Genomic DNA, 18344 nt, shown 5'->3' with positions numbered 1-18344 from the left:
TCGCCTCCTGATCGCTCGCCCTTACCGCCGACGTCCGCCACCGCCGCCGCGGTGAACCTGACGTCCACCACCGCCCCGGTTGCCCATGGACTGCGGACGGCGTTGGCCGCCGCCGTGCATCGACTGACGGCCGCGATTGGACGATATCTGCGTCTGCCGCTTGTTGCTTACATTGCCGATCGCCGACTTGTTTCCGGACTTCTTCTTGATCTGCGTTCCGGGCTTCGGCTTGGTGACCTTGCGGTTGGCATTCGGCTTGTTGCTGATCTTGTTGCCTCCGGCCGGACGGTTGGCAGCCGCCTTTCCGCCCTCGCGCCGCGCCGAGGCTGCCGGCGCGGCTTTCTGCCGATCACCACGGTTTGCGCTGGCCGCCCGATCGCGCTCTGAACGGGCCCGGTTGGCATCCACCTTGCTCTTGCGCACATCGTCCACCGTGATCTTCGGCTTTCCGGCAGGCCGATCGCCGCCGGCGCGGCGCACGTCCTTTGCCCGGGCGGCGATGTTGTTGTCGCGGTTCGCCTTGAAGTCGTTCTTGAATTTCGTCCTGTCGATATTGGCGATCTGGTTCTTGTCGAACTTGATCTTGGAGCGGTCGATATTCTTCCAGTCGACATCGCCCATCTTGAACTTGTCGCGGTCTATATCGATGTCGTTGAAGCACTTGTTACAGTCGATATCGACATCGCCGCCGTTCCAGCGACCGCCCCAGACACCCCAATCGTCCCAATCCACCACAGCGGCCCAGATGGCGGCACCGGTGATCGCCGCCGCGAAATAGGGAGCCGAGGGATAATAATAGCTGGGATACGGCTCTTCGTAATAGGTGATCGGCGCCTGCACGTAACCCGGCTCGTAGAGCATTTCGGGCTCGTATTTCGGCACGTAAATCTTTTCCGGGTCAGCCGCCTGGATGACGATGTTTTCACCCTGGGTCTCAACCTTGACCTTCTCGTCCGTCTTGATGACGTTGTTGGCAACAGCTTTGTCGCGCAGGGTCTGGATGGCGATCAGCACATCCCGCTGCTGATAGCTGAGAGCACTGCCGAGCGCTTGTGTCCAGTCCAGGTCGTCGCTCATCATCTTGACGATCTCGGGATAGTTCAGAAGCGAGATGATGCTGTCGTCCCAGCTGTCCTTGGGCAGCGCAGCCTTGTCCTTCGTTTTCTGTTCCAGGAAGCGCTGCGCCTCGATGACCTGCAGCGGATAGAGGGAGGCAGACGATACCAGCGCAACCAGTTCGTCCGGATAGAGTGCGATGCGGGCGACCAGAACTTCCAGTTCGTCTTCCGTCAGCAAAGGCGGAGTTTCCTGCTCTTGCCCGCTTGCGGGCGCAGCTGCAGCCGTCTGTTGCTGGGCTCCGGCCGGAGCGGCCGTTATCACCGCAAGACCAAGTCCGAATGCCAGAAACAGCGAAAAATTGCGTTTGGAAAGGCCGTGCAGTCGCATCACAGAAACCCTCACGCTGGGCGGCGCCACACACGGCGCCTCTCCTGAAGCGGAAGACCGCTATCCGAAATCCGCGGATCGCAAAACATGGACGCACGCATCCGGACGGGTCGCTCCCAGCCGAACACTGCGCCCCAATCCGGACGGAAGGTAGTATTCTGCCAGTAGATACGTGTAACTTCGGGTGGAAGACCCCTGAGGATTTCAGGGGCGCCAAGGCGAGAAGCATCTCCTCCGGCGGATAGGCACAGGCCCGACCGCATCCATCCCGACAGAGCCTACGTGATACTACACGCCTTGTCGTAAACCCCGTGATACCGTTCCCATGGGTCAAGAGAGTCGATGGCGCTTCCGGCGGGCGGAAGGATGCACGCCCGAGCTTCAGGATGGGATTTTCATGAAAATTGCGGTGTTCAGCGCCCACTCCTACGACAGGAAGTTTCTGGACGAGGCGAACGGGCGTCAGTCGACCCCCTTTGAACTGGTCTACCAGCAGGCCAGCCTTTCCCTGCAGACCGTCGCCTTCGCGCAGGGGTGCGACGCGATCTGCGTTTTCGTCAACGACGTGGTCAACGCAGCCGTTCTCGAAGCCTTGAACGGCCTTGGCGTAAAAGGTGTGTTTCTGCGCTGCGCAGGGTTCAACAACGTCGATATCGAGGCGGCGCGCAAACTGGGAATACTCGTTGCCCGCGTGCCGGCCTATGCTCCGGAGGCGGTTGCGGAACACACCATCGCGCTGATCATGACGCTGAACCGGCACACGCACCGCGCCTATAACCGCGTGCGAGAAGGAAACTTCATGCTTGGCGGCCTTTTGGGCATGACACTTCACGGAAAGACGGTCGGGATCGTCGGAACCGGCAAGATCGGCCTTGCCGTCGCAAGGATCATGAAGGGCTTCGGCTGCCACGTCCTCGGGTTCGACCCTGCCCCGTCCCCGGAGTTCTCTGCCCTGGGCGAGATCGTCGATCTCGATCAACTCCTGGCCCGCTCCGATATCGTCACGCTGCACTGCCCGCTGTTCGAATCCAACCGGCACATGATCGATGATGAGAGGCTTGCCCGGATGAAACCCGGCGCCATGCTGATCAACACGTCGCGCGGGGCGCTCATCGATACCCGCGCGGTTATCTCCGCCCTGAAGTCCCGTCGGCTCGGCGCCCTCGGCATCGATGTGTACGAGCAGGAAAGCACGCTGTTTTTCCATGACCGCTCGTCCGACATCATTGACGACGACATCTTCCAGCGGCTGATGACGTTTCCCAACGTGCTCGTCACGGGTCATCAGGGCTTCTTCACCATCGAGGCCCTGCGCGAAATCGCCGCCGTCACCTTCGACAACCTGAATTGCATGGCGAATGGAACGCCCTGCGCGAATGCTGTCCTGAAAGCGTAAGCCCCCTATCGACATAAGACCTGAAACCGGACCAGCCAGGAAAAGCAGATGTGGCAGCAGACATACGATCCTTTGGGAAATCTCTATCTTTCCGCGCTGGTGTCCGCCCTGCCGATCCTGTTCTTCCTCGCCGCCCTGACGCTGCTGAAACTCAAGGGGTTGACGGCGGCCATCCTCACGCTCGCGCTGTCGATCGTCGCATCCTTCGTCGTCTTTCACATGCCGCTGGAGAAGATCATCGGAGCCGCCGTCTTTGGCATTCTGGGCGGCCTTTGGCCGATCGGCTACATCGTGCTCATGGCGGTCTGGCTTTACCGGCTTGCAGTCAAGAGCGGCAAGTTCGACGTCATTCGCGCCAGCATCGCCACGATTTCCGATGATCAGCGCATCCAGGTCATCCTGATCGCTTTCTGCTTCGGGGCCTTTCTGGAAGGTGCTGCCGGGTTTGGCGTGCCCATTGCCATCTGCGCGGCGCTCCTCGTGGAACTGGGCTTCAAGCCGATCAAGGCGGCGATGCTCAGCCTCTTGGCAAATGCCGCAAGCGGCGCCTATGGGGCAATCGGCATCCCGGTTCTGGTAGGGGCGCAACAGGGCGGCGTCGATCTGCGGGATATGTCCATGATGATGATTGCGATCGTCCAGCTTTCGACGCTGTTCGTGCCGCTGTTGCTCATCCTCGTTCTCGACGGCCTGCGCGGGGTCCGCGAAACCTGGCCCGTGCTGCTCTTGATCGGCTTCCTGTTCAGCGGCCTGCAGACGCTCACCCTCTATTTCATCGGGCCGGAGCTGACGGATATCATCGCGCCGCTTGGCTCCATGGGAACGCTGGCCCTGTTCATGCAGTTCTGGCAGCCGGGCCGGATTTACCGGGAGGAGGGAGCGCCGCCGATCTCGGCCCAGCGCTGGTCGCTGACGGAGGTGATCAAGGCCTGGTCGCCGTTCTACATCCTGACGGCCTTCATCCTTCTTTGGAGCCTGCCGCAGTTCAAAGCCCTGTTTGCTGCCGATGGCCCGCTTGCCGCAACGGTGCTGAAACTGGAAATCCCGTTCCTCCATCTTCAAGTGGAGGAAATGCCGCCGATCGCCGCGGCCGCACGTGCGCTTCCCGCCGTGTGGAATGTCGCCCTCATAAGCGCGTCGGGAACAGCCATCCTGATTTCCGTTGTGCTGACCACGTTGCTCTCGTCTCGGCTTTCTCCGTCAATAGCCTATGCCCAGCTCAAGGCGGTGATACGCGATCTCTGGAGCCCGCTTGCGATGATTTCGCTGATCATGGCCGTCGCCTATATCGCCAATTTCTCCGGCGCCTCCTCCAGCATCGGGCTGGGGCTCGCCCAGACGGGCGGGGTCTTCCCGCTGATTGCGCCCGTGATCGGCTGGTTCGGCGTGTTCATCACCGGTTCTGTGGTCAACAGCAACACGCTGTTTGCCCATCTGCAATCGGTCACCGCATCCCAGATCGGAACCAGCCAGGCGCTGCTGGTCGCGGCCAACACGAGCGGCGGCGTGATGGCGAAGCTCATCTCGCCCCAGTCTATTGCCATCGCGGCGGCGGCGGTCGGTCAGGTCGGGCGCGAAGCCGATATCATGCGCACGACCCTGCTCTACAGCTTTGCGCTCCTCCTCTACGTCTGCCTGTGGACGTTCCTGCTGTCGTTTGCGGTATGACTATCGATCGTGCAGAGCATCGGCGCGAAAGCCGCCCGGTGATTTTCCCGTCAGGGCGCGAAACGCCCTGGAAAAATGACCGGCGCTGGAAAAGCCTGTCGCATAGGCGATCTCGGCAATCGAGAGCGGGCTTTGCTCCAGAAGCCGTCGGGCATGATCAAGGCGGATCCTGCGATAGGTTTCCAGAAAACCGCTCATGAGATGTTCGTTGAACAGCCGGTCGAGATGACGACTGCTGATACCAGCGAGCTTCGCCATCGCCGCCCGATTGACCGGTTGCTCGATCGTCGCCTCCATCTTTTCAAGAACGGTCAGCAGCGCCGGATGATGCGTCCCAAAACGCTCGGCGGCGGAGCCGCGCTGCGGGGCACCGGGCTCGGCCACGGCCGTATGCAGGTACCAGTCGCTGACCCGACGGGCGAAATGCGATCCCATGCGATCCGATATCATCGCATGCATAAGGTCGAGCGGCGCGACGCCACCGGCGCAGGTCACCCGATCGCCATCGATCACATACCTCGCCTGACGTGGTGTCAGATGCGGGAATGCTTCTTTCAATACCGTCGCATGTTCCCAGTGAATGGTGAAATCGCTGGTTCCGAGCAGTCCCGCAGCGGCGAGAACGTAGGCGCCGCTCGATATGCCGCCAATTCGCACCCCTTGCCGCGCAAGCCGCCGCAATGTGCCGTGCAACTCGTTCATCGCCGCCCAGTCCTTGGGATCACCGCCGGCGCAAACGAAGATCGTGTGGCAGCTGGCGCCCACCGTTTCCAACGGCCCGCACCCCACCACCAAGCCAGAAGAACTCTCTACCGGCTCGCCACCGCCCGACAGCGGAACGATGTCGTAGAGATCGACACCCGCCAGGAGATTGGCTGCCCGAAGAGGCTCCACGGCCGAAGCGTAGGACATCAGCGCAAAATTCGGCGCGAGCAGGAAACCGATCTTCTGAGTGCTTTTTGAATCGAAAGATATCATGTCCTTTTTTTATATGGAAACGTCCCCTTCATGCAACGCAATCTCCCCCAAACACGCTAGTTTCTCGCCAGATATGTTCGAGGCCCCGCGATGCGCTATTCCGCTTTTTCGATCTTCCTGAACGGCCTGAAAGGCAACAAGAGCTGGGCGCCCGCCTGGCGCGATCCGCAGCCGAAGCAGCACTATGACGTGATCATCGTGGGTGGTGGCGGACACGGGCTGGCAACGGCCTATTATCTCGCCAAGGAATTCGGCATCACCAATGTCGCGGTGCTGGAGAAGGGCTACATCGGCTCCGGCAATGTCGGCCGCAACACCACGATCATTCGCTCCAACTATCTGCTCGAAGGCAACAACCCGTTCTACGAGCTTTCGATGAAGCTTTGGGAAGGGCTGGAGCAGGACTTCAACTTCAACGCCATGGTTTCCCAGCGCGGCGTGCTCAATCTCTATCATTCCGACGCCCAGCGCGACGCCTATACGCGGCGCGGCAATGCCATGCGGCTGCACGGCGTCGATGCCGAACTGCTGGATCGCGCGGCGGTGAAGGCGAAGCTGCCCTTCCTCGATTTCGACAACGCCCGTTTCCCGATCCAGGGCGGGCTTCTGCAGCAGCGCGGCGGCACCGTGCGCCATGACGGCGTGGCCTGGGGTTACGCGCGCGGTGCCGACAACCGTGGCGTCGATATCATCCAGAACTGCGGAGTGACCGGCATTCGCCGGGAGAATGGCCGCGTCGTTGGGGTCGAGACGTCCAGAGGCTTCATCGGCTGCGGCAAGATCGGGCTCGCTGCCGCCGGCAATTCTTCCCGCGTTGCGGAAATGGCCGGCATGAAGCTGCCGATCGAAAGCCATGTGCTGCAGGCCTTTGTCTCGGAAGGCCTGAAGCCCTTCATCGATTGCGTCGTCACCTTTGGCGCCGGGCATTTCTATGTGTCCCAGTCCGACAAGGGCGGCCTCGTTTTCGGCGGCGATATAGACGGCTACAATTCCTATGCCCAGCGCGGCAATCTCGCGACAGTCGAGCATGTCGCGGAAGCCGGCAAGGCGATGATCCCGGCCCTGTCGCGCATCCGGGTGCTGCGCTCCTGGGGCGGCATCATGGATATGTCGATGGACGGCTCGCCGATCATCGACAAGACGTCCTTCGACAATCTCTATCTCAATGCCGGCTGGTGCTACGGCGGCTTCAAGGCGACGCCTGCCTCGGGCTTCTGCTTCGCCCACCTGATCGCTCGGGACATGCCGCACGCCACCACGCGGCAGATGCGGCTCGACCGGTTCGAGCGCGGCTACCTGATCGACGAAAAGGGCCAGGGCGCCCAACCAAACCTACACTGATTGCCGGACCAAGGAACACGACATGGCAAGCCTCGTCACCTGCCCGCATTGCGGCGCACGCCCCAAGGAAGAATTCACCGTCAAGGGTGCAGCCCTCACCCGCCCGGCGCCGGATGCGTCGCAGGAAACATGGTTCGACTACGTTTACCTGCGCGACAACCCGCGCGGCGCCTATCAGGAATACTGGCATCACACCTCCGGCTGCCGGCGCTGGCTGGTGGTGAACCGCGATACCGCCACGCACGAGATTTTCGAGACCAGAGACGCAGCGCGCAAGGTGACCGCATGACCCCCTATCGCCTTTCGTCCGGCGGCCTTGTCGACCGCAGCAAGCCCCTCTCCTTCTCCTTCGATGGCAAGGAGATGCAGGGTTTTGAGGGCGACAGTCTCGCTTCGGCGCTTCTGGCAAACGGCCGGCTGCTCGTCGGCCGCAGCTTCAAGTATCACCGGCGGCGTGGCATCCTGACAGCGGGGGCGGCCGAACCCAACGCCCTGATGACCATCGGTGAAGGCGGCCGCACGGAGCCGAACACCCGCGCCACAGTGCAGGAACTCTATCAGGGTCTGACAGCGCAAAGCCAGAACCGCTGGCCCTCGCTCGATGTTGATGTCGGCGCGCTCAACAGCCTTCTTTCCCCCTTCCTCGGGGCCGGGTTCTACTACAAGACCTTCATGTGGCCAGCAGCGCTCTGGGAAAAGCTCTACGAGCCCTTCATCCGCCGCGCCGCGGGCCTCGGCCGCGCGACCTACGAAGCCGATCCGGATGGCTATGAAAAGAGCTGGGCGCATTGCGACCTGCTTGTGGTTGGCGCAGGCGCTACCGGCCTTGCAGCAGCTCTTGCCGCCGGCCGCGCCGGCGCGCGGGTCATTGTCGCCGATGAACAGTCGCAGGCCGGCGGCGGTCTTCTGTCCGAGACCGCAACGATTGACGGAAAAGCCGCACACGCCTTCGCGGCCGAAACGCTGGCCGAACTCGCCGCCCTGCCGAATGTCACGCTGCTGCCGCGCACCACCGTCTTCGGCTGGTATGACGGCAATGTTTTCGGCGCTGTCGAGCGCGTGCAGAAACATGTCGGCATCCCTGCAGCTCATCTCCCCGTCGAACGCCTCTGGCGCATCGTCGCCAAGGAAGCGCTGCTGGCCACCGGCGCCGAGGAGCGTCCGCTGGTTTTCGGCGGCAATGACGTCCCCGGCGTGATGATGGCGGGTGCGATGCGCACCTATCTCAACCGCTACGGCGTGGCGCCGGGCCGGCAGGTCGCGATCTTCACCACCAATGACACCGGCTACGCGCTGGCCGCCGATCTGGAGGCAGCCGGCATTCCGGCGGCGGTGATCATCGACAGCCGGTCGAGGCCGGCACCGAGCGGCTATAACGGCAGAACCCGGATCATCTCCGACGCCGTTGTCAGCGACGCCAGCGGCGGCAAGGCGCTTTCCGGCATCACCGTCCGCACGAGAAACGGCAGCGAGACGATCAAGGTCGATGCACTTGCCATGTCGGGCGGCTTCAACCCGGTGATCAATCTCGCCTGCCATCGCGGCGGCAAGCCGCAATGGTCGGATGAGAAGGCGACGTTTCTTGCACCGTCAGGCCTGAAGGGGCTCTCGCTTGCCGGTGCAGCCGCCGGTATCGACGGGCTCGCTGCTTGCCTGGAAGATGGCGCGGCAAAGGGCACGGCTCTCGCCGAAAGCCTTGGCTATGGCAGCACGCAGCCGTCTTTTGGCGCTGTAACGGGTGAAATCGCCCCTGCCCCGGCAAAACCGCTCTGGACGATCAAGGGCGTGCGCGGAAAAGCCTTTATCGATTACCAGAACGACGTGCACCGCAAGGATCTGGGCCTCGCCGTACAGGAAGGCTATGGCCATGTGGAGCTTGCCAAGCGCTACACCACCAACGGCATGGCAACCGATCAGGGCAAGCTTTCCAATGTCAACGCCATTGCGCTTCTCGCCGAAGCACGCGGCGTCTCGCCGGCCGAGGTCGGCACCACCACCTTCCGGCCGTTCTACACACCCGTTTCCTTCGGTGCGCTGACGGGCACCTCCCATGGCCATCATTTCCAGCCGGTGCGCAAATCGCCGCTGCACAACTGGGCGAAGAAGAACGGCGCGGTCTTTGTCGAAACAGGCCTCTGGTATCGCTCCTCGTGGTTTCCGCGCGCCGGCGAAACCGGCTGGCGTGAAAGCGTCGATCGCGAAGTCAAAAATGCCCGCAAGAATGCCGGGCTTTGCGACGTCTCCATGCTCGGCAAGATCGAGATCACCGGCGCCGATGCCGCCGAGTTTCTGAACCGCGTCTATTCCAACGCTTTCCTGAAACTGCCGGTCGGCAAGGCGCGCTACGGCCTGATGCTGCGCGAAGACGGCCATATCTATGACGACGGCACCACCAGCCGTCTCGCGGAAGATCGCTACTTCATGACGACGACCACGGCCTATGCGGCCGGCGTCATGAACCATTTGGAATTTTGCGCCCAGGCGCTTTGGCCGGACCTCGATGTCCGCCTCGCCTCGGTCACTGACCAGTGGGCGCAGATGGCGATCGTCGGCCCGAAAGCGCGCGCCATCCTCGAGCGCATCGTCGATGCCGATCTGTCGAACGAAGCCTTCCCGTTCCTTGGCGCGGCAGAGATTTCGCTGTTCGACGGTGCGGTTCACGGCCGCCTGTTCCGCATTTCGTTTTCGGGCGAGCTTGCCTATGAGCTTGCGGTTCCGGCCGGCTATGGTGAGTCGGTGGCCGATGCGATCATGGAAGCCGGCCGCGAAGACGGCATCCAGCCTTACGGCGTCGAGGCACTCGCGGTCCTGCGCATCGAGAAGGGCCATGTCACCCACAATGAAATCAACGGCACGGTGGTCCCGGGCGATCTCGGCTTCGGCCGCATGGTTTCGAGCGCAAAGCCGGATTTCATCGGCAAGCATATGCTGGCCCGCGAAGGCCTGAACGCGCCGGAGCGGCCGCAACTGGTTGGCGTCGTGCCGCTCGATCCGGCGAAGAGTTTCAAGACCGGCTCGCATATTCTGGCGAAGGACGCGGCCGCGACGCTTGAGAACGATCAGGGCTATGTCACGTCAAGCTGCTACTCGCCACATATCCACTCGACCATCGGCCTCGCGCTCGTGCGTCGCGGTTCAAGCCGCCATGGCGAAGAGGTGATGATCTGGAACGGGCTGCGTGACGAATTCACACCAGGGCGCCTCTGCGATCCCGTCTTCTTCGATCCTGCCAATGAAAAGCTGCATGTCTGATCAAGGGAACTCTACGATGTCGAAATACCGCGTCACCCTTCGCCCCGCTCTTGACGGCAAGCAGCCGATCCAGCGCAACGGCGTCAGCCTTGAAGCCCGGCCGGAAGGCACGCTTCTGCATCTGCTGGCCCCGCCGAGCACAAACGAACTGCCGTGCTTTTCCGAGTACGCTGCCAATCTGTCGCTGCGTCCAGTATCGCCGGGCCAATGGTTTGCCGTTGGCGATACCGCCCTGCCGCATGCCGATCTTCAAGCGCTTGCGTCCTCGCTAAAATCGGAGGCCGATATCGTCGATCAGAGCCACGGGCGCATTCGCATTCTTGTGCGCGGACCGATGGCGATGCGGGTGCTCGCCAAGGGCACGGCTGTCGATCTCGCTATCTTCCCCGTCGGCCATTCGGCGACAACGCTGATCGGGCATATCACTGCCCATGTGACGCGGATCGATGAGGATGCATTCGAACTCATCGTGCTGCGCGGCTTTGCCGAAAGCCTGTGGGATGAGCTGGTGCAAATGAGTCTGGAATTCAGCTGAGGCAAGCGGCTTGCTCCCTCTCCTCCCCGATGGGAGAAGTGCCGAGCGAATGCTCTCCCGGCCTCTCATCATTTTCACCCTGAAACGCAAAAGGCGCGGGCCGAAACCCGCGCCTTTTTCAGTCGTTCTGCCGGTCAAGCAGGGAGCTGGAACACATGGTTGGCGATCAGCACGATGGCCAAGCCGAGAAGAAGCGCCAGATAGGGCAGCGTGCCCGCCTTTTTCACACCGAGATCCTGGCCGGTAAGACCGAGATCCTCCATCGCGCCCGCCGGGAACTTGCCGCCGTCGCGCACATAGTGGCGATAGGCGAAGACCGGGAGAATGAGCGCGGCGAAGATAAAGCCGACCCAGAGCGCGTTGGAGTAGCCCCAGACCTTGGCGCCAGCGCCGAGGAACAGGGCGTTGACGAAGGCGAGCACGGTGTTGACACCGATCAGCCATGTCGGAGCCTTCCAGGGGCGCGGAATGTGGCCCGAATCCATCCGGTGAATCCAGCCGGAGTTGAGGTTCAGGAAGTTGAAGATGATGTAGCCGACGTTGGAGACGGCCAGGACGAAGAAGTATCCACCCACATCGGACGCGATCGCCAGAAGGATGAGGTTGAAGCCGAAATCGGTCCACATGGCGCGGGTCGGGGCCCCATGTTCGTTGACGTGATCGAGGTACTTCGGCAGCCAGCCATCCTTGGAACCCTGATAGAGCGTGCGTGACGAGCCGGCCATCGCGGTCATGATCGCGAGGAACAGAGCCAGGATCATCAGGATGACGAGCAACTGGGTGACGATGCGGCCTGCGCCGATCAGCCCGCCGAGCGCCTCGCCGACGCCGGTGCCATCGACGATGCCAGGTGCCAGCATGCCGGCATGGCCGAGAACACCCTGGAAGGCGAAGGGAACCAGGAAGAAGAACAGGCAGCAGACAAGGCCGGAGTAGAAAATAGCCTTGAAGGTATCGGTCTTCGGGTTCTTCAGTTCGCGGGTGTAGCAGACCGCGGTTTCAAAGCCGTAGGTCGACCATGCCGCGATATAGAGACCACCGAGGAACAGTGTCCACCCGCCGATGTTCCAGGTGCCATCGACACCCGAATAAGCGGCGGTCGGCGGCACGAGGCCGGTGACATTCGACCAGACGATCTGTCCGCTGATGATCGGATAGACGCCGATCAGCAGCAGCGGAACCAGCACGATAATCGCCAGCCATTTCTGAACGCTGGCGGTCTCGGAGATGCCGCGATGCTGGATCGCAAAAATGATCAGCATCAGGGCGGCGCCGATGAAGAAGGTCGCGTTGAGATTGGCCGTCGCCAGGAACGGAATGTTGAAGCTGAACAGAGACCAGCTGCGGATGGCAGGGGTCAGGGCAGCAACGGCATCGCTGTGCAGGAGGACCGTGATCGCATCCGCCGGCGCTGTGCCGGCGTTGGCCGCAATATATTCGGCGACGCGCGGGCTATCGGCGGTCAAGGACGCGGCATTGGCTGCGATCCAGTCGAGCACAGGCTGCGCATCAGCCGCCGGAATGGGGAACAATGCGTTGAGAATATAGCCGGCAGCGATGGCGCAGCCGAGGGACAGAACCGGTGACCAGGCGAACCAGTTGCACCACACAGAAAGCGGCGCGATGAATTTCGAATAGCGCAGCCACGCGGTTGCGCCGTAGACGGAGGCACCGCCGGACTTGTTGCCGAACATGCCGGCAATCTCGGCATAGGTGAAGGACTGAAGGAAGCCCATCACCATCGAGATGATCCACACCAGGAATGCCAGCTTGCCGGTCACGCCGGCGATGCCGCCAATCGAGAAAAGGACGAGCGGCGGCACACCGGCAGCCACCCAGAAAGCGCCCTTCCAGTCGAGCGCACGTATCAACTTACTTTCGACGGCGGGTGTTATCCCCGTCTCCACAGCGTCGGTCATGCTAGTTCCCCATTTATTGTGTTCGGATGTCATTCCGTACGGTCCAAAGCGCGTCGCGATTTTCCCTTTCGCGTCGACACTTCAGGTCTCAGTTTTCACGTCTGCACTGCCGCGGAATTGCTCGAACGCTCTTGCGCGACATGCCTTCGTGAACGCGCCTCCCCAATCTGTCCCGCCGCATTTTCTGGTTTCGTCACGGTTTTTCGGAGGTCAGGTTGTTTATGATAGTGAAGATATTTTCTTTTTAGTCAACGGGCCTTTACTTTTTTTTGACATTTCGTAGGCTGTTCCAGCACGCCTGAGTGCGTAGCCCCTTGCGAGAATTGAAATGCGCGAACTTCATTCGACGGCGGGCGCGGTTCGGACCGTTTCCCCCAGCCTCATCCGTTATCCCGGCCTTCCCGGAATCCCACCCGGCACCGAGCGTTACCGCGTCAAAGGCGGCGGCTCCGTCGTTCTCAGGGTCGAGCCGGGCGATCATGTCACCGTTACTGATATGGAGGGCGGGCAGCCTTGCGAGCTTTCCTTTGTCGATGAGAGCGGCCGTTTCGTTGCTGCCGGGCTGGGCGTCGCCTTCACCAATGCGGCGGAGGGCTTGAAGACCATTCTGGCTTCGGACGATGAAAGCGTTCGCCGCACACGGGCGGCCTTTGCGCGGCGCAATGTCGATCTGGCAAAGGCGGGTGCCGTGCGCCTTTTCGGTGAGGCATCGACGGCCGGCAGCCGGGCGGAATTCACCATTGCAGCGAAGGGCTTGCTGATTGCCGCGGCCCCCGCCTCCGCCATGTCGCCCGAGACGCAGGATACGGCAACGCCGATCGAACTGAGGGTTCGGCGCAGCACGCTGATCCGGGACTATTCCGCAGCGCTTCCCGAACCGATGGCCGATCCGATCGAGGACATCCGGATCCGGGCGGCGACGGCGAAAGCCTATTTCGTGCGCGCCGGCGAGTTCATCCAGATCATTGATGTCTACGGCCGGCAATGCACCGACTTTCAGGCGTTTTCGGCCCGCAAGGTCGACAAGGGGCTTGATCTCGCTCTTGATTCGACGGTCACCCGCACGCTGCTCGGCCGCAGCTATCCCGCGCCCGGCCTGCCGTCAAAAGCCTTCGACCGCGATTTCGAGCCGCTGGTCGAGATCGTGCAGGATACGGTCGGTCGGCACGATGCCTTCGCGACCGCCTGCAATTCCCGCTATTATGACGATATGGGCTATCCGGGCCACGTCAACTGCACGGACAATTTCAATGGGGCACTCGCGCCCTATGGCATTGCCCCGCGAAAAGGCTGGGAAGCGCTGAACTATTTCTACAACACCAATGTCGATCACAACAATCAGCTCTATCTCGACGAGCCTTGGTCTCGGCCGGGGGATTATGTGCTGATGCGGGCGTTGACCGATCTGGTCTGTGTCTCGTCGTCCTGCCCCGACGACATCGATGCGGCGAACGGCTGGGACCCGACGGATATCCACGTTCGCACCTTTTCCGGAAAAGAGAAATTCTCACGAGCGGTTGCCTATCGCATGAGCCCTGACGCCGACGCCGAACTGACGCGGGAAACCGCATTCCATCCCCGCCTCTCCGAAATGACGCGGGATTTCACTGAATATCGCGGCTTCTGGCTGCCCAACCGGTTCGCGACCGCCGGCCCTGTCGAGGAATACTGGGCCTGCCGCGAGCACGCTGCGCTGATCGATCTTTCTCCGCTCAGAAAATTCGAGGTCACCGGCCCGGATGCGGAAGCGCTGATGCAGTATTGCCTGACCCGCGACGTGCGCAAGCTCTCGAACGGACAGGTCGTCTACTCGGCCATGTGCTATGAGAACGGCGGCATGATCGACGACGGCACGCTGTTTCGTCTTGGCGACACGAATTTCCGCTGGATCGGCGGTGATGACTACAGTGGGATCTGGCTGCGCGAACAGGCGGAGAAGAAGGGGTTCAAGGCCTGGGTGCGCTCGTCCACCGACCAGATGCACAATATCGCCGTCCAGGGGCCTAAGAGCCGCGATATCCTGAAGGACATCATCTGGACCGGTCCACGCCAGCAGACCGTCGCCGAGCTCGAATGGTTCCGTTTCACCGTCGGCCGCATCGGCGGCTTCGAGGGCGCACCGGTCGTCGTCTCGCGCACGGGTTATACCGGGGAGCTGGGCTACGAAATATTCTGTCATCCCAAGGATGCGCTCACCGTGTTCGATGCGGTGTGGCAGGCAGGCGAGCCGCACGGACTGAAGCCGATGGGGCTTGAAGCGCTGGACATGGTGCGTATCGAAGCCGGGCTGATCTTTGCCCATCACGAATTTACCGACCAGACCGATCCCTTTGAGGCCGGAATCGGCTTCACCGTGCCGCTCAAATCCAAACCCGACGATTTCATCGGTCGCGAGGCGCTCATCCGGCGCAAGGAGCATCCGCGCCACCTGCTCGTCGGTCTCGATATTCACGCCAACGACGCGATCGGCCATGGCGATTGCATCCATATCGGCCGCGCCCAGATCGGCGTCGTCACCAGCGCCACCCGCTCGCCGATCCTCGGCAAGACGATTGCGCTCGCCCGCGTCGATGTCGCTCACGCTGCCGTGGGTACGGAGGTCGAGATCGGCAAGCTCGACGGCCACCAGAAGCGCATCCCGGCGGTGATCGTGCCCTTGTCGCATTACGACCCGCAGAAAACGCGGCCGCGGTCGTAAGCGAGGTGATATCCGGAGGCTGCCTGTGCGGGAAAATTCGCTATCGTCTGGATGGCGCGCCCGCGCTGTCGGTGAATTGCCACTGCCGCATGTGCCGCAAACACAGCGGCTCGGCTTTCCTGACCTATTACCTCGTGCAGAGAGCAGCGCTGCACTTGGAAGGCGATGCGCCAGTCGCTTTCCGGTCGTCAACTGATGCCGTTCGGGCCCATTGCGGGTCGTGCGGGAGCCCCTTGACCTTCGTGTTTGATGCCGACAGCGACAACATCTGGGTGACGCTCGGCAGTCTGGATGATCCGAACAGCGTAACACCGCATGAAAACTGGTTCGTGAAGGACAAGCTGGACTGGGTGGCGCTCGACCATAGGCTGAAAAACTTCGAAAACGGCCCGTCCGATTGACAGGCGCCTTTGACCTGAAGGGATGAGGCGTTCGTGACGACCGTACCCGCGCGGTACCATGACGAAGAGAAATGAGAAGGGCCGCAGCGAGCGGCCCTTTCGTTGCAGATGCGGATTGAACTCAAGCGCTAGCCATCAATTCCGCAGATACGTCTCCATCGTATCGTCCAACGCCTCAAGCCAGGGCGTGTGGTGTTTCGGTGCCATGGTGCCGGTCATCAGCGAGCGATAGCCGTTGTCGCGGAAACCCATGATGTTTTCGGCCTTGTGGTGCTCCCATTCCATAAACGTCTGGTTGGTGCCCTCGATGTCGAACTTCGGGTAGTCCGTCTCGGCCAAGAGTTCCAGCACATAGTCGCCCTGGAACCAGATCATCTGTTCGGCATCCTCAAGCGTTTCCTCGCGGGCGCGCCACTTGTCGAAATGCGCCTTCCGCTCCGCCTCATTCGGGATCGAAATCCGCCCGAGCATGATGTCGCGGGCGTACCATGCTTGTACGTCGAACATGTTGAACGTGTAGAATTGGTCCTGCATGCCGATGTAGAACAGCTGCGGATTACCTTCATAGACGATCCCCTTGTAGAGATTGTCGGTCCACAGGCGGTTTGCGGTCTTCAAACGCAGGTCATCCGGCAGGAACGGGAAGTGGTGCTGATAGCCGGTGCAGAGGATCAGCGCATCGACGTCCTTCGTCGAGCCATCGGCAAAGTGCGCCGTCTTGTTTACGAGTTTCTGCAGCAGCGGCCGCTCTTCGAAACGCTCCGGCCATTTGAAGCCCATCGGCTTCGAACGGTAGCTGGTGGTGACGGAGCGGGCGCCGTATTTCCAGCACTGCGAACCGATGTCTTCGGCCGAGTAGCTGCGACCGACGATCAGGACATCCTTGTCCTTGAACTCCAGCGCATCGCGGAAATCATGGGCATGGAGAACGCGGCCGCCGAAGGTCGGCACACCCTCGAAGAACGGCACGTTCGGCGTCGAGAAGTGGCCGGAGGCGACAACGACGTAATCGAACACCTCATCATACATGCGATCCTCGACGCGGTCGTGCGCGGTCACCGTGAATGTCTTCGTGTCCTTGTCGAAGGTGACCATGCGGACCGGCGTGTTGAAGCGCACCCATTTGCGGACATCGGCCTTTTCGACGCGGCCCTTGATGTAGTCCCAGAGCACGGCGCGCGGCGGGTAAGACGCGATCGGCTTGCCGAAATGTTCCTCGAATGTGTAGTCGGCGAATTCCAGGCATTCCTTCGGCCCGTTGGACCAGAGATAGCGATACATGCTGCCGTGGACGGGCTCGCCATATTCATCGAGCCCCGTGCGCCAGGTGTAGTTCCACAGGCCACCCCAATCGGCCTGCTTTTCGAAGCAGACGACTTCGGGGATTTCGGCACCATTTTTTGCGGCGGACTGGAAGGCTCTCAGTTGGGCAAGGCCCGATGGCCCCGCGCCGATAACGGCTACTCTGGTCATGTCTGTCTGTTCCCTTTTTATATGTTGCCAGTGTTCTCGGTCGTTGCCGATAGTCCTTTGCCGGGGCTTTGCCCCTCACCCTAGCCCTCTCCCCGCTTGCGGGGAGAGGGGATTACAGAGTTTGCCGCTTGTCCCTTCTCCCCGTAAACGGGGAGAAGGTGCCCGACAGGCCGGATGAGGGGCCACCCCTACGTTTCAATCCGGATGGATCCCCGCGCTGGTCGGCGCACCGTCATCGTACTTCGCCAGCCAATCGATCATGATCGGACGGTTGCGGGTGAGCCCCTTGTAATCGACGATCTCAGGCGGCAGGCTTTTCAGCACCCGCGGCAGGCGGCGGCCCCATTTCGGCACGGTCACCAGTTCGTTGAGGCTGATCAGGTAGCAGCGAATGACGAAGAGGATGGCGTTGGAGCGCGGCAGGCGCCAGAGGCTCTGCAGCTCGACGCGCAGGTGCATCTTGTCGCCGACATTCTCCGGCGTCACCGTCGTCCGGTCCGGACCCCATTTGTGATAGTTTTCGGGGGACGTATCGAGCCGCGGATTGACCGTCATCGTCCAGTTGAGGCGGCGCGTCGGCTTGCCCTGCTGCAGGTTCAGGAGAAACTTCAGCGCCCGGTCGAACACGCCGATCTGGTGGGCGAGCGGCACCGGGCCGTGCCATTCCATGAAATTCATGCCGATGTCGAAATCCAGCGACCAGTCGGCCTGGGTGGTCACCATGCCGGCATCCATCCAGAGATTGTTGTCGCGCTGGTCGACGATGCAGAAATCGCCCTGCGCCTGCCGGGTGATGTATTCCATCGGCGGATAGGGAAGCGTCGACGGGTCGCCGAAGGTGAAGGTATCGTCAATGCCGAGCGGCCGGTTGATCCAGCGCCAGCGGTCGCCGTTCTTTGTGAGCGTGAAGTGTTCGGGATAATCCCGCGCCTGATGCTCCATCAGCAGTTCCAGCGTGTCCCACTGGGCCGTCATCATATGCGGCAGGGCCTGGCAGCGTAGCGGGTCCTCCTTCAGCACGATCGCCCGGTCCTGCATCTCCGCGACATAGTGTTCGTCGACATCGATCAGGTTCTCGAAAACGCTGTCCTTCTTGCCCCGGACATGCGGCTCCATGTTGACGGAGTACATGTACTCGTCGCGATCGAAGGGAAAGGGAAAGCGCCGGATGTTGTAGAGGCTGTTGCGGAAGGTGAAGTCGTCGCGAAACGTTTCGTTCCTGAACGTAATGGTCATA

Annotated in this window: 13 protein-coding genes; 8 read left to right on the top strand and 5 right to left on the bottom strand. The window is 61.6% G+C overall.

Annotation, left to right across the window (positions count from 1 at the left end):
• Positions 1–21 precede the first annotated feature (21 nt).
• Positions 22–1446: a DUF3300 domain-containing protein gene (locus tag BLX89_RS04435; protein WP_075289448.1), complete on the bottom strand. Its 1425-nt coding sequence runs from the start codon at positions 1444–1446 to the stop codon at positions 22–24.
• 397 nt (positions 1447–1843) lie between these two features.
• On the opposite strand from BLX89_RS04435, the gene BLX89_RS04430 reads away from it, so the two are divergent.
• Complete coding sequence (locus BLX89_RS04430) at positions 1844–2842, top strand: 2-hydroxyacid dehydrogenase (protein WP_075289447.1); 999 nt, start codon at positions 1844–1846, stop codon at positions 2840–2842.
• 48 nt (positions 2843–2890) lie between these two features.
• Positions 2891–4510 (top strand): L-lactate permease, encoded by a 1620-nt coding sequence (locus BLX89_RS04425; protein ID WP_075289446.1) that lies wholly within the window; start codon positions 2891–2893, stop codon positions 4508–4510.
• Here BLX89_RS04425 and BLX89_RS04420 read toward each other — a convergent pair whose 3' ends face one another.
• Complete coding sequence (locus BLX89_RS04420; RefSeq protein ID WP_075289445.1) at positions 4511–5488, bottom strand: GlxA family transcriptional regulator; 978 nt, start codon at positions 5486–5488, stop codon at positions 4511–4513.
• Positions 5489–5578: 90 nt separating this feature from the next.
• On the opposite strand from BLX89_RS04420, the gene BLX89_RS04415 reads away from it, so the two are divergent.
• From BLX89_RS04415 to BLX89_RS04400, 4 genes are read left to right on the top strand one after another with little or no spacing between them, the layout of a single operon-like run.
• Positions 5579–6829, top strand: coding sequence for a sarcosine oxidase subunit beta family protein (locus BLX89_RS04415; protein ID WP_075289444.1), 1251 nt, complete (start codon positions 5579–5581; stop codon positions 6827–6829).
• 22 nt (positions 6830–6851) lie between these two features.
• On the top strand, positions 6852–7118 hold the full coding sequence (locus tag BLX89_RS04410) for a sarcosine oxidase subunit delta (protein ID WP_075289443.1): 267 nt from the start codon (positions 6852–6854) through the stop codon (positions 7116–7118).
• Entirely contained in the window at positions 7115–10081 is a 2967-nt protein-coding gene (locus tag BLX89_RS04405; protein ID WP_075289442.1) for a sarcosine oxidase subunit alpha family protein, read from the top strand. The genes BLX89_RS04410 and BLX89_RS04405 overlap by 4 nt, the downstream gene beginning before the upstream one ends.
• A 16-nt stretch (positions 10082–10097) precedes the next feature.
• Positions 10098–10616, top strand: a complete 519-nt coding sequence (locus tag BLX89_RS04400) for a sarcosine oxidase subunit gamma family protein (protein WP_075289441.1) — start codon at positions 10098–10100, stop codon at positions 10614–10616.
• Positions 10617–10750: 134 nt separating this feature from the next.
• Here the strand turns inward: BLX89_RS04400 and BLX89_RS04395 are convergent, their stop codons facing one another.
• A complete protein-coding gene (locus BLX89_RS04395) occupies positions 10751–12535 on the bottom strand; it encodes a trimethylamine N-oxide permease (RefSeq protein ID WP_075289440.1) in 1785 nt (594 codons plus the stop codon).
• Between the two features lie 328 nt (positions 12536–12863).
• Between BLX89_RS04395 and BLX89_RS04390 the strand changes: the two genes are divergently transcribed.
• Positions 12864–15233, top strand: coding sequence for a trimethylamine N-oxide demethylase (locus BLX89_RS04390; RefSeq protein ID WP_075289439.1), 2370 nt, complete (start codon positions 12864–12866; stop codon positions 15231–15233).
• A gap of 5 nt (positions 15234–15238) precedes the next feature.
• The gene (locus tag BLX89_RS04385) at positions 15239–15634 is read left to right on the top strand and encodes a GFA family protein (RefSeq protein WP_075289438.1); all 396 of its coding nucleotides are present in this window, start codon (positions 15239–15241) and stop codon (positions 15632–15634) included.
• A 135-nt stretch (positions 15635–15769) separates the two neighbouring features.
• On the opposite strand, the gene BLX89_RS04380 is transcribed toward BLX89_RS04385, so the two are convergent.
• The gene (locus tag BLX89_RS04380) at positions 15770–17107 is read right to left on the bottom strand and encodes an NAD(P)-binding domain-containing protein (protein ID WP_075289437.1); all 1338 of its coding nucleotides are present in this window, start codon (positions 17105–17107) and stop codon (positions 15770–15772) included.
• Between the two features lie 195 nt (positions 17108–17302).
• A complete protein-coding gene (locus tag BLX89_RS04375; RefSeq protein WP_075289436.1) occupies positions 17303–18343 on the bottom strand; it encodes a heme-dependent oxidative N-demethylase family protein in 1041 nt (346 codons plus the stop codon).
• Position 18344: the final 1 nt, after the last annotated feature.

The sequence above is a fragment of the Pararhizobium arenae genome, assembly GCF_001931685.1.
In the GTDB taxonomy this organism is placed as follows: Bacteria; Pseudomonadota; Alphaproteobacteria; order Rhizobiales; family Rhizobiaceae; genus Pararhizobium; species Pararhizobium arenae.
Note: the sequence above shows the minus strand (reverse complement) of the source record. Positions and strands in the feature narration are given on the sequence as shown.

Bases quoted from the DNA above. Each gene is read 5' to 3' on its own strand.
- BLX89_RS04435 (WP_075289448.1), bottom strand. From the start codon at position 1,446: ATGCGACTGCACGGCCTTTCCAAACGCAATTTTTCGCTGTTTCTGGCA.
- BLX89_RS04430 (WP_075289447.1), top strand. From the start codon at position 1,844: ATGAAAATTGCGGTGTTCAGCGCCCACTCCTACGACAGGAAGTTTCTG.
- BLX89_RS04425 (WP_075289446.1), top strand. From the start codon at position 2,891: ATGTGGCAGCAGACATACGATCCTTTGGGAAATCTCTATCTTTCCGCG.
- BLX89_RS04420 (WP_075289445.1), bottom strand. From the start codon at position 5,488: ATGATATCTTTCGATTCAAAAAGCACTCAGAAGATCGGTTTCCTGCTC.
- BLX89_RS04415 (WP_075289444.1), top strand. From the start codon at position 5,579: ATGCGCTATTCCGCTTTTTCGATCTTCCTGAACGGCCTGAAAGGCAAC.
- BLX89_RS04410 (WP_075289443.1), top strand. From the start codon at position 6,852: ATGGCAAGCCTCGTCACCTGCCCGCATTGCGGCGCACGCCCCAAGGAA.
- BLX89_RS04405 (WP_075289442.1), top strand. From the start codon at position 7,115: ATGACCCCCTATCGCCTTTCGTCCGGCGGCCTTGTCGACCGCAGCAAG.
- BLX89_RS04400 (WP_075289441.1), top strand. From the start codon at position 10,098: ATGTCGAAATACCGCGTCACCCTTCGCCCCGCTCTTGACGGCAAGCAG.
- BLX89_RS04395 (WP_075289440.1), bottom strand. From the start codon at position 12,535: ATGACCGACGCTGTGGAGACGGGGATAACACCCGCCGTCGAAAGTAAG.
- BLX89_RS04390 (WP_075289439.1), top strand. From the start codon at position 12,864: ATGCGCGAACTTCATTCGACGGCGGGCGCGGTTCGGACCGTTTCCCCC.
- BLX89_RS04380 (WP_075289437.1), bottom strand. From the start codon at position 17,107: ATGACCAGAGTAGCCGTTATCGGCGCGGGGCCATCGGGCCTTGCCCAA.
- BLX89_RS04375 (WP_075289436.1), bottom strand. From the start codon at position 18,343: ATGACCATTACGTTCAGGAACGAAACGTTTCGCGACGACTTCACCTTC.